The 14,958-nt window shown below is 70.4% G+C and carries 12 protein-coding genes; 9 read left to right on the forward strand and 3 right to left on the reverse strand.

The features are described 5' to 3' along the window. Positions 1 to 306 precede the first annotated feature (306 nt). Positions 307 to 1,854, forward strand: a complete 1,548-nt coding sequence (locus ACWDUD_RS12315) for an acetyl-CoA hydrolase/transferase family protein (protein ID WP_450109501.1) — start codon at positions 307 to 309, stop codon at positions 1,852 to 1,854. A gap of 25 nt (positions 1,855 to 1,879) precedes the next feature. On the opposite strand, the gene ACWDUD_RS12320 is transcribed toward ACWDUD_RS12315, so the two are convergent. Then, positions 1,880 to 2,488 carry a DUF3515 domain-containing protein gene (locus ACWDUD_RS12320; RefSeq protein ID WP_450109502.1) on the reverse strand — a complete coding sequence of 203 codons (609 nt, stop codon included), beginning with the start codon at positions 2,486 to 2,488 and terminating at the stop codon, positions 1,880 to 1,882. A gap of 99 nt (positions 2,489 to 2,587) precedes the next feature. Between ACWDUD_RS12320 and ACWDUD_RS12325 the strand changes: the two genes are divergently transcribed. The 3 genes from ACWDUD_RS12325 to ACWDUD_RS12335 are packed head-to-tail and all read left to right on the forward strand — an operon-like array spanning position 2,588 to position 4,799. After that, a complete protein-coding gene (locus tag ACWDUD_RS12325; RefSeq protein WP_450109503.1) occupies positions 2,588 to 3,547 on the forward strand; it encodes a thiamine-phosphate kinase in 960 nt (319 codons plus the stop codon). Between the two features lie 10 nt (positions 3,548 to 3,557). Beyond that, a complete protein-coding gene (locus ACWDUD_RS12330; RefSeq protein WP_197256170.1) occupies positions 3,558 to 4,079 on the forward strand; it encodes a gamma carbonic anhydrase family protein in 522 nt (173 codons plus the stop codon). A gap of 9 nt (positions 4,080 to 4,088) precedes the next feature. Continuing rightward, entirely contained in the window at positions 4,089 to 4,799 is a 711-nt protein-coding gene (locus ACWDUD_RS12335) for a uracil-DNA glycosylase (RefSeq protein ID WP_450109504.1), read from the forward strand. A gap of 29 nt (positions 4,800 to 4,828) precedes the next feature. Here ACWDUD_RS12335 and ACWDUD_RS12340 read toward each other — a convergent pair whose 3' ends face one another. Next, entirely contained in the window at positions 4,829 to 5,638 is an 810-nt protein-coding gene (locus ACWDUD_RS12340) for an enoyl-CoA hydratase-related protein (RefSeq protein WP_450109505.1), read from the reverse strand. Between the two features lie 89 nt (positions 5,639 to 5,727). Beyond that, positions 5,728 to 5,919: a 50S ribosomal protein L28 gene (gene rpmB / locus ACWDUD_RS12345; protein ID WP_197256166.1), complete on the reverse strand. Its 192-nt coding sequence runs from the start codon at positions 5,917 to 5,919 to the stop codon at positions 5,728 to 5,730. A 193-nt stretch (positions 5,920 to 6,112) separates the two neighbouring features. Between rpmB and ACWDUD_RS12350 the strand changes: the two genes are divergently transcribed. The 5 genes from ACWDUD_RS12350 to coaD all read left to right on the forward strand — a co-directional run bounded on the left by ACWDUD_RS12350 (position 6,113) and on the right by coaD (position 14,838). After that, positions 6,113 to 7,789: a DAK2 domain-containing protein gene (locus ACWDUD_RS12350; RefSeq protein ID WP_450109506.1), complete on the forward strand. Its 1,677-nt coding sequence runs from the start codon at positions 6,113 to 6,115 to the stop codon at positions 7,787 to 7,789. Positions 7,790 to 7,830: 41 nt separating this feature from the next. After that, positions 7,831 to 10,170 (forward strand): ATP-dependent DNA helicase RecG, encoded by a 2,340-nt coding sequence (gene recG / locus ACWDUD_RS12355; RefSeq protein WP_197256162.1) that lies wholly within the window; start codon positions 7,831 to 7,833, stop codon positions 10,168 to 10,170. A 215-nt stretch (positions 10,171 to 10,385) separates the two neighbouring features. Further along, positions 10,386 to 13,787, forward strand: coding sequence for a pyruvate carboxylase (locus ACWDUD_RS12360; protein WP_248673536.1), 3,402 nt, complete (start codon positions 10,386 to 10,388; stop codon positions 13,785 to 13,787). Next, a complete protein-coding gene (gene rsmD / locus ACWDUD_RS12365; RefSeq protein WP_450109507.1) occupies positions 13,784 to 14,350 on the forward strand; it encodes a 16S rRNA (guanine(966)-N(2))-methyltransferase RsmD in 567 nt (188 codons plus the stop codon). Before ACWDUD_RS12360 ends, rsmD begins: the two co-directional genes overlap by 4 nt. Then, a complete protein-coding gene (gene coaD, locus ACWDUD_RS12370) occupies positions 14,347 to 14,838 on the forward strand; it encodes a pantetheine-phosphate adenylyltransferase (protein ID WP_197256156.1) in 492 nt (163 codons plus the stop codon). Before rsmD ends, coaD begins: the two co-directional genes overlap by 4 nt. Positions 14,839 to 14,958: the final 120 nt, after the last annotated feature.

The following is a 14,958-nucleotide window of genomic DNA, read 5'->3' on the forward strand; positions in this document are numbered from 1 at the left end:
GACACGGGAACGCCGGACGGTGGCTCCCGGTGCCGGTGGGGCGGTGCCGCGTCGAACGCACGGCCCGGCGCGGTGAACGGTCACAACCATGCGACGAGCGCGCAACGATCCTACGATCGCGCTTCTGATAACAGACCAGCCGGTCGCCCCGATGGCACGCAGTGCCGCAATTGTAGAAGCTGTTGCGCAGCAGTAGGTTACGCCCATCGCGTGTCCTTGGCCGGGCTCGGGGGCAGGCGAGTGGTGTGGGTCCCTCGGGCCGGAAGAATGTGACGGGCCTTTCCCTGCGGCGGCTAATCTGGGCGCATGAACGGGCACCACCTTCTTTCCGATGTCACGTCGGAGTCGAACCGAATTCACCACTCCGCGTTTCGGAACAAGATCGTTTCTGCCGAGGAGGCGGTGCGGTACATCCACCCCGGCGACACGGTCGCGATCAGCGGGTTCGGCAGTGCCGGCACTCCCAAGGCCGTCACACCCGCGCTCGCGGAGCGGATCCGGCACGCCCGCGCCGGCGGTACGGACTTCACGATCAACCTTCTCACCGGCGCCTCCGTCGCCGCCGAGACCGAACGCATGCTCGCGGAGGTCGACGGCATCTCGCTGCGCATGCCCTACCAGTCCGAGGCGACGGCACGCCGCTCCATCAACTCCGGTGGCATGGACTACCTCGACATCCACCTGTCCCACGTGGCCCAGCAGGTCTGGGAGGGGTACTACGGGCACATCGACGTCGCGGTCATCGAGGTCTCCGGCATCACCGAGAGCGGTGAACTGATCCCGTCGACGTCGATCGGCAACAACAAGACCTGGCTCGACGTCGCCGAGAAGGTCGTCCTCGAGGTCAACTCCTGGGTGCCGGACGCGATGAACGGGATCCACGACGTCTACTACGGCACCGCGCTGCCCCCGAACCGCAAGCCGATCATGTTGACCGGCGTCGAGGACCGCATCGGCCAGCCCACCCTGCGCGTCGATCCGGCCAAGGTCGTCGCCGTCGTCGAGACCAACCTGCGCGACAGCGCGATGCCGCTGACTCCGCCGGACGCCGTCAGCAAGACGATCGCCGGGCACGTACTGGACTTCTTCGAGTTCGAGGTCTCCAAGGGACGCCTGCCCGCCGATTCGCTGTTGCCGCTCCAGTCCGGTGTCGGCAACGTCGCCAACGCGGTGCTGCAGGGCCTCGACGCCGGACCGCACAAGGGATTGACCTGCTATTCCGAGGTCATCCAGGACGGGATGCTGCACCTGATCAAGCACGGCACCGTGAAATACGCGTCCGCGACGTCGCTCGCGTTGACTGCGGAGGGTGTCGACGAGCTGGTGGCCAACATCGACTTCTACCGGGAGCACATCGTGCTGCGGCCGCAGGAGATCAGCAACCACCCGGAGATCGTCCGCCGACTCGGCATCATCGCCATGAACGGCATGCTTGAGGCCGACATCTACGGCAACGTCAACTCCACCCATGTCATGGGAACCAAGATGATGAACGGCATCGGTGGTTCCGGCGACTTCGCTCGCAACGGCTATCTGTCGATGTTCCTGAGCCCGTCGACCGCGAAGGGCGGCAGCATCTCGGCGATCGTGCCGATGGTGCCGCACGTCGACCACACCGAGCACGACACCCAGGTGATCGTCACCGAGCAGGGCCTCGCCGATCTGCGCGGGCTGTCTCCGCGTCGCCGCTCACGCGTCGTCATCGACAACTGCGCCCACCCCGACTACCGGGACGCGCTGCACGAATATGTCGCGCGTGCCGAGGCCGAAGCCGGCGGGCACACCCCGCACCTCCTCGGCGAGGCACTGTCGTTCCACCAGCGGTTCGTGGAAACCGGGTCCATGCTCCCGTGATCGTCCACCCGCGCCGGTCGGTGGATCAGTTTCCACCCACCGGCGCGGGATCGATCTGCTGCTGCGGCAGCGACTCGGTGAGCGCGGCCGACACCTCCTGCAAGGGGGACGGTCCGGACCCGTTCGGCACCGTCAACGCGACGTAGACCGGCCGGTCCACCGCGAACCACGTACTCGCGGCGATGCCCTCGGCTTCGCCCGACACCTCGAACCACTGCACGCCGTCGACGACCTGCAGCGCCGCCGCCGCATCGAATTCGGCGGGACGATCCAGACCGCACCGCAGCACCACCGGTTCCGCATCGGCGGTCTGCCAGGCCGCGGTGCCGGGCGGAGCGGGATCGACCAGTTCGGCGCGCGTGTAGTCCCCGAGCTTCTCGGGCAGTGCCGCGAGCAGGTCTGCGCACTCGGCGGATTCGGCCTGCGGCGCGGGAACCGGTCCGAGTGCGAGCGGGCCGAGCACCGGATTGCGGTCGATGATCACCGCGGCGACGACGACTCCGGCGAGCAACGCGACCGGCAGTGCGATGGCCGTCGCGATCACCGCGGGATGGCGGCGTTCCTCCTCGGCCACCTGCGCGTCGGCACCGGCGGCGTCGGATTCGGGTTCGGGAGAAGAATCGGATTCGATCATCAGGTCCATCTTCGGGAGCGGTAGCGTGACCCGAACCTATCAGTGCCTGTCACGGCACCGGACCGCACCGGCCGGAGCCGGAAGGAGACTTCTGCCACCGTGCCCGACCCCACCGGCCCCACCGTCGCCGAACTCGGCGAATTCCCCGTCATCGATCGCGCGACCGCCGGCCGTCGCCAGCCCGCGACGACCCTGGTCGGGCCGGGACACGATGCAGCACTCGTCGCCGCGTCCGACGGCCGGGTCGCCGTTTCCACGGACATGCTCGTCGAGGGCAGGCACTTCCGGCTGGACTGGTCGAGTCCACAGCAGGTCGGACGCAAAGCTGCGGCGCAGAACGGCGCGGACGTCGCGGCGCTCGGCGCCCGCCCGACCGCGTTCGTCGTCGCACTCGGGTGCCCGCCCGGTACCCCCGTGGCCGTGCTCGAGGGGATCTCCGCCGGTCTGGGGGAAGCCGCCGAGGAGATGGGCGCGGGGGTCGTCGGCGGCGACCTCGTGCAGGCCGATCAGGTGATCGTCTCGGTGACGGTGCTCGGCGACCTCGAAGGCCGGGCGCCGCTGCTGCGCACCGCGGCCCGGCCCGGTGACGTCGTCGCGCTGGCCGGCACCCTGGGCCGGTCCGCCGCGGGGTTGGCGCTGCTGCTCGCCGGGCACGACGGTCATCCCGAGCTGGGGGAGGCCCACCGCGTTCCGGCCCCGCCGTACGCAGCGGGGCCGGCGGCGGCGCGGGCGGGTGCGCGCGCCGGGACCGACATCTCGGACGGTCTGCTCGCCGATCTCGGGCACATCGCGGCCGCGTCGACCGTGGCCATCGACGTCGAGTCGGCCCTGCTCGAACCGGGCGGCGATCTGCGCGCTGCCGCGGCGGACTTGAACGCCGATCCGTGGGAGTGGGTGCTGACCGGGGGAGAGGACCATGCGCTGGCCGCGTGCTTCCCGCCGGAGGTGGCGCTTCCCGAGGGCTGGCACCGCATCGGCTCGGTGCGTGCGGGGACGGGCGTCACCGTCGACGGCCGCGACCACGCGGGTCCCGGCGGCTGGCAGAGTTTCTCGAGATAGGTTTCTGCGTATGGCTGTCTATGCGCTCGGCGATCGTGTCCCCGATATCCACCCCGATGCGTGGGTGCACCCCGATGCCGTGGTGATCGGCAATGTCACCCTCGGTGCACACGCCTCGGTGTGGCCGACGGCGGTGCTGCGCGGCGACTACGGCTCCATCACGGTCGGTGAGTACACCAACATCCAGGACGGAACGATCATCCACACCACGGCGATCCAGTCGACGATCATCGGCGCCCGCTGCGTGGTCGGGCACAACGCCCACATCGAGAGCGCCACCATCGGCGACGGTTGCCTCGTCGGCTCCGGGTCGCTCGTGCTCAACGGCGCGACGCTCGGTGCCGGATCGCAGGTCGCCGCCGGCGCGCTCGTCCCGCCGCGGTTCGAACTGCCGGAACGACGCATGGCCATGGGCGTGCCCGCCAAGGTCCGGGAGGGCTTCGAGCTCCCCGAGGGCAGCTTCGAGGAGAACGCGAAGATGTACGCGGCGAACGCCGACTACTACCGCACCGCGTTGCGCCGCATCGACTAGGGGAAATTCGTGACGGACCAACTCGCCGATCCGGACACTCCCACCGGGCCGCGACCGCTCGCCGAGGTCGTCGAGGCAGGCTGGGCGCAGGCCCTGGCACCCGTCGCCGACGACATCGCGGCGATGGGGCAGTTCCTGCGCCGAGAGAACGCGGCCGGCCGCGGCTACCTCCCGGCCGGCAGCAACGTGCTGCGCGCCTTCACCCAGCCGTTCGACCGGGTGCGGGTGCTCATCGTCGGACAGGACCCCTACCCGACGCCGGGTCATGCGGTGGGCCTGAGCTTTTCCGTCGCACCCGACGTGCGGCCCGTGCCGCGCAGCCTTGCCAACATCTACCGCGAATACACCGAGGACCTGGGCCTGCCGGTGCCGGCGAACGGCGACCTGACGCCCTGGGCGGAGCAGGGTGTGCTGCTGCTCAACAGGGTGCTCACCGTGCAGCCGGGGCAGCCCGCCTCGCATCGCGGCAAGGGATGGGAGGTCGTCACCGAGCAGGCGATCCGGGCGCTCGTCGCGCGCGGCACGCCGCTGGTGGCGATCCTGTGGGGCCGTGACGCGGCGACCTTGAAGCCGATGCTCGGGAACGTGCCCACCGTCGAGTCCGCGCACCCGTCGCCGCTGTCCGCATCCCGCGGATTCTTCGGCTCGCGACCGTTCAGCCGCGCGAATGCTCTCCTCGAACAGCAGGGCGGCGAGCCGGTGGACTGGCGCCTGGCCTGACCACCGGCCCGCGCCGGATCGGTTCTGTTTCAGCGGTTCTGTTTCAGCGAGGCGAAATCGGGGCGGCGCTTCTCGACGAACGCGTCCGCACCCTCGAGACCCGTCGGCGACACCGCCGCCGCCGAGATCGACGCGAGTTCGGCGTCGAGCTGTTCGGCGAGCGTCCGGTGCTGGGAGTCCGCCACCAGGCGGCGGATGCCGGCGTAGGCCGCGGTCGGGCCGTTGGCGAGGGTCCGGGCGACGCGCAGCGCCTCGCTCTGGATCTCGTCGTCGGCGACGAGCCGGCTCAGCAGGCCGAGGCGCACCGCCTCGTCCGCGGCGACCACCGCGTCCGTCAGGATCATCTCGCGGGCCCGGGCGACCCCGACCACCCGCGGCAGCGTCCAGGACATCCCGCCGTCCGGCGTGTATCCGATCGACGGGTACGCCGGGCGCAGCTTCGTCGACGGGCCGCCGAGCGCGATGTCGGCGTGCAGCACGATGCTCATCCCGGCACCGGCGGCCCAGCCGTGCACCGCCGCGACGACGGGCACACCCACGGCGTCGAGGGCCAGCACGAACTCGTGGAATCGGCCGGCGATGTCGGCGACGTGCGCGCTGCGGTCCTCGGCGGCGGCGAATCCCCGCACGTTCCCACCCGCGCAGAAGTTGGCGCCTTCACCCACCAGCAGGACGGCGCCGACCTCGGGTCCGGCGGCACGCAGGGCGGCGGTGCCCTGATCGACTCCGGCGGGGGACAGCGAGGTGCCGTTCTCGGCGGTCGCCACGGCGATGCGCAGCACTCCGTCGGTCACGCTCACGTGCGAGGCGGAGGTATCGGTCACAGAAGTTTCGGTCACCTTCGGCACACTAGCCGCCGGGCCGAACCTCACAAAACGGCAAATACCCCCGGCGACGGACGCCGGGGGTATTCGTGGTCTCGGCTCGATCAGCCGCGAACGACCTTGCCCGCCTTCAGGCAGGAGGTGCACACGTTGATCTTGCGGGTGTTGCCCGGGGCAACCTGGGCACGCACGCTCTGGATGTTCGGGTTCCAGCGACGATTGGTACGCCGGTGCGAGTGCGAGACCGACTTCCCGAAGCCGGGGCCCTTGGCGCATACGTCGCAGACGGCAGCCATGTCGCGAACTCCTTGTTATGTAGTGGATATTGTCATTCTTGTCCTGCGAACACGGGAAACTGTCGTCGCCCGTGCGAGGCAACCCTGCAAGCGTAGCGAATGCGGCAGCCGATGACCAAACCGGCCGCCTTCCGGCCGCACGGTTACCCTTTCGGCATCGGAAATCGGCGGGTTGCGGAAGAGGTGTCCACAGTTGTTCGAAGCGGGGGACGTGGTGGACGCACAGACGCTGCGCCGCTGGGCGGAGCTCGGGCTCAAGGCCATCGAGGAGCGTCACGACGAGATCAACGTCCTCAACGTCTTCCCCGTCCCGGACGGTGACACCGGCACGAACCTGCTGATCACCGTGCGATCCGCGGTGGAGGGTCTTCGCGCCTCCGGTACGCAGCAGACGGCAGCCGGGGTCCTCGACGCCCTCGCGCGCGGCGCGTTCACCGGAGCCCGCGGCAACTCCGGGGTGATCCTCGCGCAGATCCTGCGCGGAATGGCCGACGCCACCGCGACCCAGGCGCAGCTCGATGCGCCCGGGATCGCCCACGCGCTGGACCGCGCGGCCGCCGCGGTGATGCGGGCGCTGAGCACCCCCGCCGACGGGACCATCGTGAGCGTTCTGCACGCCGCCGCGACCGGCGCGTCCCGGATCGGTGCCGACGCGACACCCGCGGACGTGGCGCTCGCCGCCGCCGACGCCGCCGCGGCCGCACTGCAGCACACCGTCACACAGCTCGACGTCCTCGCGGAGAACGGCGTCGTCGACGCCGGTGGCCTCGGCCTGCTCATCCTGCTCGACGTGTTCGTCGAGGTCGTGACCGGCGAGCGACCCGACCGCCGCCTCACCCTCACCACCCGGCCCGTTCCGCCGGTGCGGTCCGCCGCGCGCCCGGACGCCTCCCGGCACGACGACCCGGCCGCGGACGACGACACCGCGCAGGACTACGAGGTCATGTACTTCGTGGGCGACACCGACGACGAGCGGATGGCGACGCTGCGGACGCGGCTCGACGCACTCGGCGACTCCGTCGCGGTGGTCGGCGACGGCGCCGGCACCTGGACCGTGCACGTGCACTGCTGCGACGCCGGTGCGGCGGTCGAGGCGGGTCTGGCGGCGGGAACCGTCCACCGCATCGAGATCACCTGTTTCGCGCTCGACGCGGTGCGCCGGGACAACTGCAGCCGGGACAACTGCGATGGGCACGGGGAGCCCCCGGCCTCGCCGGGCCGGGCCGTGCTCGCGGTCGTGGAGGGCGACGGCGCCGCCGAGCTGTTCGAGGCCGAAGGGGCCGTCGTCGTCCGGGCCGACCGCCCGATGACCATCCCCGGGTTGCTCGACGCCATCCGCGCGGTCGACGCACCCGAGGTGCTGGTGCTGCCCAACGGTGCGCTCAGCGAGCAGAACCTCATCGCCGTCGGGGCGGCGACCCGCGACGACCATCGGTCGGTGATGTTCCTGCCGAGCTGGTCGATGGTGCAGGGGCTCGCGTCCCTCGCCGTGCACGACGCCGGACGGGACTCGGTCGACGACGCGTTCACGATGACCGAGGCCGCCGCGACGACCCGCTGGGGCTCGCTGCGCATCGCGCAGGAACGCGCCCTGACCTGGGTGGGAACGTGCGAACCCGGCGACAGCCTCGGTTTGTCCGGCCACGATGTCGTAGTCATCGAGCATGATTTGGTGGCAGCGGGCGCGTCGCTCCTCGACAAGGTCCTCGCCGCGGGTGGAGAACTCGTGACGATGCTGGTCGGGTCCGGTGCTCCCGAGGGCCTCGCCGAACAGCTGACCGCCCACCTCGACGCGCACCATCCCGAGGTGGAGGTCGTGGTGTATCACGGGGGACAGGGCAGCGACCTGCTGCAACTCGGCGTCGAGTAGACGCCGAACCGGGCAGAAGCGGACACGGCGAAAGGACGGCAGTGGCGACACTCGCGGACCGACTCGATCATCTTCTCGGACGCAAGACCGCCGACGCCCTGTTCGACGCGTTCGGCATGTCCACCGTCGAGGATTTGCTGCGCCACTACCCGCACCGCTACGCGACCCAGGGCGCCGAACTCGGCGACGCGCAGCCGGAGGAAGGCCAGCACGTCACGATCATCGCGCGGGTCGAGAAGGCCGACGAGGTGCGGATGAAGAGCCGGCCCGGGACGCGGCTCGCGGTGGTGCTGGTTTCGGACCGGCAGAAGATCGACGTGACGTTCTTCAACCCGCACAAGGTCAAATACAACATCAAGCCCGGCGTGCGCGGCATGTTCTCCGGCACCGTGAAGTACTTCCGGGACAAGTGGAGCCTCGCCCATCCGAGCTACGTCATCCTTCCCGAGCCGCGCGACGCGGAGGTCGGGGGAGCGACACCCGCGCCGACCCGGGTCCGCGGGGCGGGCGCGCTGGCCGGGATGGCCCGCAGCGCGCAGGGCAGCGACGGCATCGACATGTCGATCTTCGACCGGGCGCTGATCCCGATGTACCCGGCGACCCGGGACGTCGAGTCGTGGACGGTGATGCGCTGCGTGCGGCAGATCCTCGACCAACTCGAGGTCGTCGACGACCCGCTGCCGGACTGGGTGCGCCGCGAGCACGGCCTGGTCGGCCTGGACGAGGCGCTGCGCACCATTCATCTGCCCGACACGAAGGAGCAGGTGACCGCCGCACGGGCCCGGTTGCGTTTCGACGAGGCCACCGCTCTGCAACTGGTGCTCGCGCGCCGCCGGCACGACGTGGCCGTGCGCACCGCGCCGGTCTGCGCGCCCCGCGACGACGGCATCGCCGCCGAATTCGACCGGCGCCTGCCCTTCGAACTGACCACCGGTCAGCTCGCCGTCGCCGGCGAGATCGCCGCCGACCTGTCGGTGGCGCACCCGATGAATCGGCTGCTGCAGGGCGAGGTCGGTTCCGGCAAGACCATCGTGGCGTTGCGGGCGATGCTGCAGGTCGTCGACTCCGGACACCAGTGCGCACTGCTCGCGCCGACGGAGGTGCTCGCCGCGCAGCACGCCCGGTCGCTGACCTCGATGCTCGGGGACCTGGCCGCCGCCGGTGAGCTCGGCGCCCACGAACTCGCGACCAAGGTGACGCTGGTGACCGGCTCGATGTCCGCGGCCCGCAAACGCCAGGCGCTGCTCGACACCGTCAACGGCGACGCCGGCATCGTCATCGGCACCCACGCCCTGATCCAGCAGGGCGTGGAGTTCTTCGACCTGGGCCTCGTCGTCATCGACGAACAGCATCGCTTCGGGGTCGAACAGCGGGACGCACTGCGCAACCGCGGCCGTGACGGTGCGAGCCCGCACGTGCTGGTGATGACCGCGACCCCGATTCCGCGGACGATCGCGATGACCGTCCTCGGCGACCTCGAGGTCTCGACCCTGACGGAACTGCCGCGCGGGCGCTCACCGATCGTGAGCCGGGTCGTGCCGGCGAAGGTGCATCCGAGCTGGGTCGACCGCGCGTGGGAGCGGATCGGCGAGGAGGTCGCGGAGGGGCGGCAGGCCTACGTCGTGTGCTCCCGGATCGGGGACGGGGACGCGGACGAGGACGCCGACGCCGATTTCTTCGTTCTCGAGGACGCGGAGCCTGCGCGCGGTACGAAGAGCCGTGGTGGAAAAAGCGGCGGCAAGGGGGCGCGGGCCGGTGCCGAGCCGCCGGACACGAAGTCGGTGCTGCAGCAGTACGAGGAGCTGTCCACCGGCCCGTTGAGTCACCTGCGCGTCGGGTTGCTGCACGGCCGGTTGCCCGCGGACGAGAAGGACGCGGTGATGCGCGACTTCGGCGCCGGGAAGATCGACGTGCTGGTGTGCACGACCGTCGTCGAGGTCGGTGTGGACGTGCCCAACGCGACGGTGATGGTGATCGTCGACGCCGACCGGTTCGGGGTCAGCCAGCTGCATCAGCTGCGCGGTCGCGTGGGGCGAGGCGGACATCAGGGGCTGTGCCTGCTCGTCACCGACAGCCGCCCGGGGTCGCAGGCGATGATGCGGCTCGACGCGGTGGCCGGCACCACCGACGGGTTCGCGCTGGCACAACTCGACCTGCAGCAACGTCGCGAGGGCGACGTGCTCGGGGTCGCGCAGTCCGGCACGGCGTCGACGCTGCGGCTGCTCTCGCTCGTCGACGACGTGGAAGTCATCGCCGCCGCGCAGGCGTTCGCGCGTGCGGTCACCGACGAGGATCCGGGCCTGGACGAGCATCCCGGACTCGCGCGGATGGTCACCGCGGCCCTGGACAGCACGCGGGTCGAATACCTCGAGAAATCCTGAGCCGCGCGCCCGGCGGAACACCTGCGGACGAGGTAACGTTCCGCGCACAGCAGGCGTGATCCGGCTGTGAGGTAAAAACGAGAGCACCTTCCGTATTACCTGCGGGTTACCGGTACGCGGAACTGCATCGTTTCAGTCTTGCCACATTCGTTCCACATCCCAGAATGTGGGACGGGGGTGAAAATCGGCATGTTGCGGCAGGGTACGTTCGTCCAATGTTCTCGAAAGTGCTTGTCGCCAACCGTGGCGAGATCGCGATCCGCGCCTTCCGTGCCGCCTACGAACTGGGTGCCGGGACCGTCGCGGTGTTTCCCTACGAAGACCGCAAGTCGCTGCATCGGCTGAAGGCGGACGAGTCGTACCAGATCGGTGTCGAGGGACATCCCGTCCGCGCCTACCTGTCGGTCGAAGAGATCGTCTCGGCCGCGAAGTCCGCGGGCGTGGACGCGATCTACCCGGGCTACGGATTCCTGTCCGAGAATCCGGACCTCGCCGCAGCCTGCGCGGAAGCCGGCATCACCTTCATCGGCCCGCCCGCCGAGGTGCTGGAACTGACCGGCAACAAGGCCCGCGCGATCGCCGCCGCCAAGGCGGCCGGTCTGCCGGTGCTTGTCTCGTCCGAGCCGTCGTCCGACGTCGAGGCGCTCCTCGCCGCCGCCGAGGACATGGAGTTCCCGGTGTTCGTCAAGGCGGTCGCCGGTGGTGGCGGACGCGGCATGCGCCGCGTCGCCGAACGCGCCCAGCTGCGCGAAGCGATCGAAGCCGCCTCGCGTGAGGCCGACGCCGCGTTCGGTGATCCGACGGTGTTCCTCGAGCAGGCCGTCGTCGACCCGCGCCACATCGAGGTCCAGATCCTCGCCGACAAGCACGGCAACGTGATGCACCTGTTCGAGCGGGACTGCTCGGTGCAGCGCCGGCACCAGAAGGTCGTCGAGCTGGCGCCGGCCCCGAACCTGCCGGAGGAGCTGCGGCAGAAGATCTGCGCGGACGCGGTGGCGTTCGCGAAGGAGATCGGCTACGAGTGCGCCGGCACCGTCGAGTTCCTGCTCGACAAGCAGGGCCGCCACGTGTTCATCGAGATGAACCCGCGCATCCAGGTCGAGCACACGGTGACCGAGGAGATCACCGACGTCGACCTCGTGCAGGCGCAGATGCGCATCGCATCCGGTGAATCCCTGTCTGATCTGGGTCTGTCGCAGGACACCGTCACGATCCGCGGAGCGGCGCTGCAGTGCCGCATCACCACCGAGGACCCGGCCAACGGCTTCCGGCCCGACACCGGCCGCATCACCGGCTACCGCACGCCCGGCGGCGCCGGTATCCGCCTGGACGGCGGCACCTCCGTCGGTGCCGAGGTCTCGGCGCACTTCGACTCGATGCTGGTCAAGCTCACCTGCCGCGGGCGCAACCTCGAGGCCGCCGTCGCGCGGGCCCGGCGCGCGGTCGCCGAGTTCCGCATCCGCGGCGTCGCCACGAACATCCCGTTCCTGCAGGCGGTGCTCGACGATCCGGACTTCCGGGCCGGCAACGTGACCACCTCGTTCATCGAGGAGCGTCCGCAGCTGCTGACGCTGCGTTCCTCCGCGGACCGCGGCACCAAGATCCTGCGGTACCTCGCGGACGTGACGGTCAACAAGCCGCACGGCCAGCGCCCCACCACGGTCTACCCGCACGACAAGCTCCCCGCGATCGACCTGACGGCCGCGCCGCAGGCCGGGTCGCGGCAGCGGCTGCTCGAACTCGGTCCCGAAGGCTTCGCGCGTGCACTGCGCGAGCAGAAGGCCCTCGGCGTCACCGACACCACCTTCCGCGACGCCCACCAGTCGCTGCTCGCCACCCGGGTGCGCAGCAAGGACCTGCTCACCGTCGCCGGGCACGTCGCGCGGATGACCCCGGAACTGCTGTCCATCGAGGCGTGGGGCGGTGCCACCTACGACGTGGCGCTGCGCTTCCTGCACGAGGACCCGTGGGAGCGGCTCGCGGCGCTGCGTGAGGCGATCCCGAACATCAACCTGCAGATGCTGCTGCGCGGTCGCAACACCGTCGGCTACACGCCGTACCCGGAGGCGGTGACCCGGGCGTTCGTGCAGGAGGCGGCGAGCACCGGCATCGACATCTTCCGGATCTTCGACGCCCTCAACAACGTCGACCAGATGCGACCGGCGATCGACGCGGTCCGCGAGACCGGCACCACGATCGCCGAGGTCGCGCTGTCCTACACCGGCGACCTGTCGAACCCGAACGAGACGCTCTACACGCTCGACTACTACCTGAAGCTGGCCGAGCAGATCGTCGAGGCCGGCGCGCACGTGCTGGCGATCAAGGACATGGCCGGGCTGCTGCGCGCCCCCGCCGCCGCGACCCTCGTCTCGGCGCTGCGCAGCAACTTCGACCTGCCGGTGCACGTGCACACCCACGACACCCCGGGCGGTCAGCTCGCCACCTACCTGGCGGCGTGGCAGGCGGGCGCGGACGCCGTCGACGGCGCGTCGGCGGCACTGGCCGGGACCACCAGCCAGCCCGCGCTGTCCGCGATCGTCGCGGCCGCGGCGAACAGCGAGTACGACACCGGCCTGGACCTGCAGGCCGTGTGCGATCTCGAGCCGTACTGGGAGGCGCTGCGGAAGGTGTACGCGCCGTTCGAGTCCGGGCTGCCCGCCCCGACCGGCCGCGTGTACACGCACGAGATCCCGGGTGGTCAGCTGTCGAACCTGCGTCAGCAGGCCATCGCGCTGGGCCTCGGCGACCGCTTCGAGGACGTCGAGGCCGCCTACGCCGGCGCCGACCGCCTTCTGGGCCGGCTGATCAAGGTCACCCCGTCGTCGAAGGTCGTCGGCGACCTCGCGCTGCACCTCGTCGGTGCCGGTGTGTCCGTCGACGACTTCGCCGCCGATCCGGGTCGCTTCGACATCCCGGATTCGGTCGTCGGATTCCTGCGCGGCGAACTCGGCACCCCCGCCGGGGGCTGGCCCGAGCCGTTCCGCAGCAAGGCCCTGGCCGGCCGCGGCGAACCGAAGGCCGAAGCGCAGCTCGCGCCGGAGGACGAGAAGGCGCTCGGCGGCAGCTCGCTCGAGCGTCGCAGCACCCTCAACCGGCTGCTGTTCCCGGCCCCGACCCGCGAGTTCGAAGAGCACCGCGACGCCTACGGCGACACCTCCGAACTGTCGGCGAACCAGTTCTTCTACGGCCTTCGCCAGGGTGAGGAGCACCGCGTCAAGCTCGACAAGGGCGTCGAACTGCTCATCGGCCTCGAGGCGATCTCGGACGCCGACGAACGCGGCTTCCGGACCGTGATGTGCATCCTCAACGGACAGCTGCGTCCGGTCTCCGTGCGCGACCGGTCCATCGCCAGCGAGGTCCCGGCGGCGGAGAAGGCCGACCGGAGCAACCCCGGACACGTGGCCGCGCCGTTCGCCGGCACCGTCACCCTCGTCGTCGGTGAGGGCGACAAGGTCGCCGCGGGTGACACCGTCGCCACGATCGAGGCCATGAAGATGGAAGCGGCGATCACCGCGCCGCGCGGTGGGCAGATCACCCGCCTCGCGATCGGTGGTGTCCAGCAGGTCGAGGGTGGCGATCTGCTGGTGGTGGTGTCCACCGAGGAAAGCGCCGAGTGACACGGATCGTCGCGGGCCGGGCCGGGGGGCGGCGCCTGAAGGTGCCGCCCCGCGGTACCCGGCCCACCTCCGAACGTGTCCGCGAGGCAGTGTTCAGTTCGCTCGATGCGCGGATGGACCTGGACGGGGCCGCGGTACTGGACCTCTACGCGGGATCCGGTGCCCTCGGTCTCGAGGCCCTGTCGCGGGGCGCCGCGCACGTGCTGCTCGTCGAGTCCGACGCCAAGGCCGCGGCCGTGGTCCGGCAGAACATCGCCGAGGTCGGGCTGCCCGGGGCCGTGCTGCGCGCGGCACCGGTGTCGACCGTGCTGGCCGGCACCCCGGACCGCGTCTACGACCTCGTGCTGGCGGATCCGCCGTACGCGATCGACGAGGACGCCGTGTCCCGGGTGCTGACCGCTCTCGTCGACGGCGGATGGGTCGGGGACGGTTCGGTGGTCGTGCTCGAACGGTCCTCGCGGTCACCGGAAACGGTGTGGCCGGAAGCCCTCGAGGCGGGGCGCGTCCGCAAGTACGGGGAGACCCGGATCGAGGTCGCCACCTGCTACGGTTCTGAATCATGAGCAGCGCCGTCTGTCCTGGATCCTTCGACCCTGTCACCAACGGACATCTCGACGTCATCAGCCGAACCGCACTGCAGTTCGACGAGGTCGTCGTCACCGTGTTGGTCAACCCGAACAAACAGGGCATGTTCACCGTGCCCGAGCGCCTCGAGATGCTGGCCGAGGCCACCTCGCATCTCGGCAACGTCCGCGTCGACGCCTGGCAGGGTCTGCTCGTCGACTACGCGAAGGCAAACGGCATCACCGCGATCGTCAAGGGGCTGCGCGGCGCCAACGACTTCGACTACGAGCTGCAGATGGCGCAGATGAACCACAAGCTCACCGGCGTCGACACCCTGTTCGTCGCAACCAATCCCGCGTACAGCTACCTGTCGAGCTCGCTCGTCAAGGAGGTCGCGACCTACGGCGGCGACGTCGCGGACATGCTGCCCGCGACGGTGCACAAGCGGCTGCTCGCGCGGATCGCCGAACGGGCCGCGGGCAAGTAGTCCGGATCACGTCCGCCGGATAACGGTTTCGACAACACGGGCACCGGGTTCGCCGACACGCCCCCGAGGGTCGCGCCGCACCGCGCCACCTGCGGCAGACTGGCAGCGGGCCGCGGCCGC

The organism is Rhodococcus sp. NPDC003382 (genome assembly GCF_053589135.1).

What these genes read in the sequence shown, in the direction of transcription:
- ACWDUD_RS12330 (WP_197256170.1), top strand. Translation starts at nt 3,558, where the DNA reads ATGGCTGTCTATGCGCTCGGCGATCGTGTCCCCGATATCCACCCCGAT.
- ACWDUD_RS12315 (WP_450109501.1), top strand. Translation starts at nt 307, where the DNA reads ATGAACGGGCACCACCTTCTTTCCGATGTCACGTCGGAGTCGAACCGA.
- ACWDUD_RS12320 (WP_450109502.1), bottom strand. Translation starts at nt 2,488, where the DNA reads ATGATCGAATCCGATTCTTCTCCCGAACCCGAATCCGACGCCGCCGGT.
- rpmB (WP_197256166.1), bottom strand. Translation starts at nt 5,919, where the DNA reads ATGGCTGCCGTCTGCGACGTATGCGCCAAGGGCCCCGGCTTCGGGAAG.
- ACWDUD_RS12360 (WP_248673536.1), top strand. Translation starts at nt 10,386, where the DNA reads ATGTTCTCGAAAGTGCTTGTCGCCAACCGTGGCGAGATCGCGATCCGC.
- coaD (WP_197256156.1), top strand. Translation starts at nt 14,347, where the DNA reads ATGAGCAGCGCCGTCTGTCCTGGATCCTTCGACCCTGTCACCAACGGA.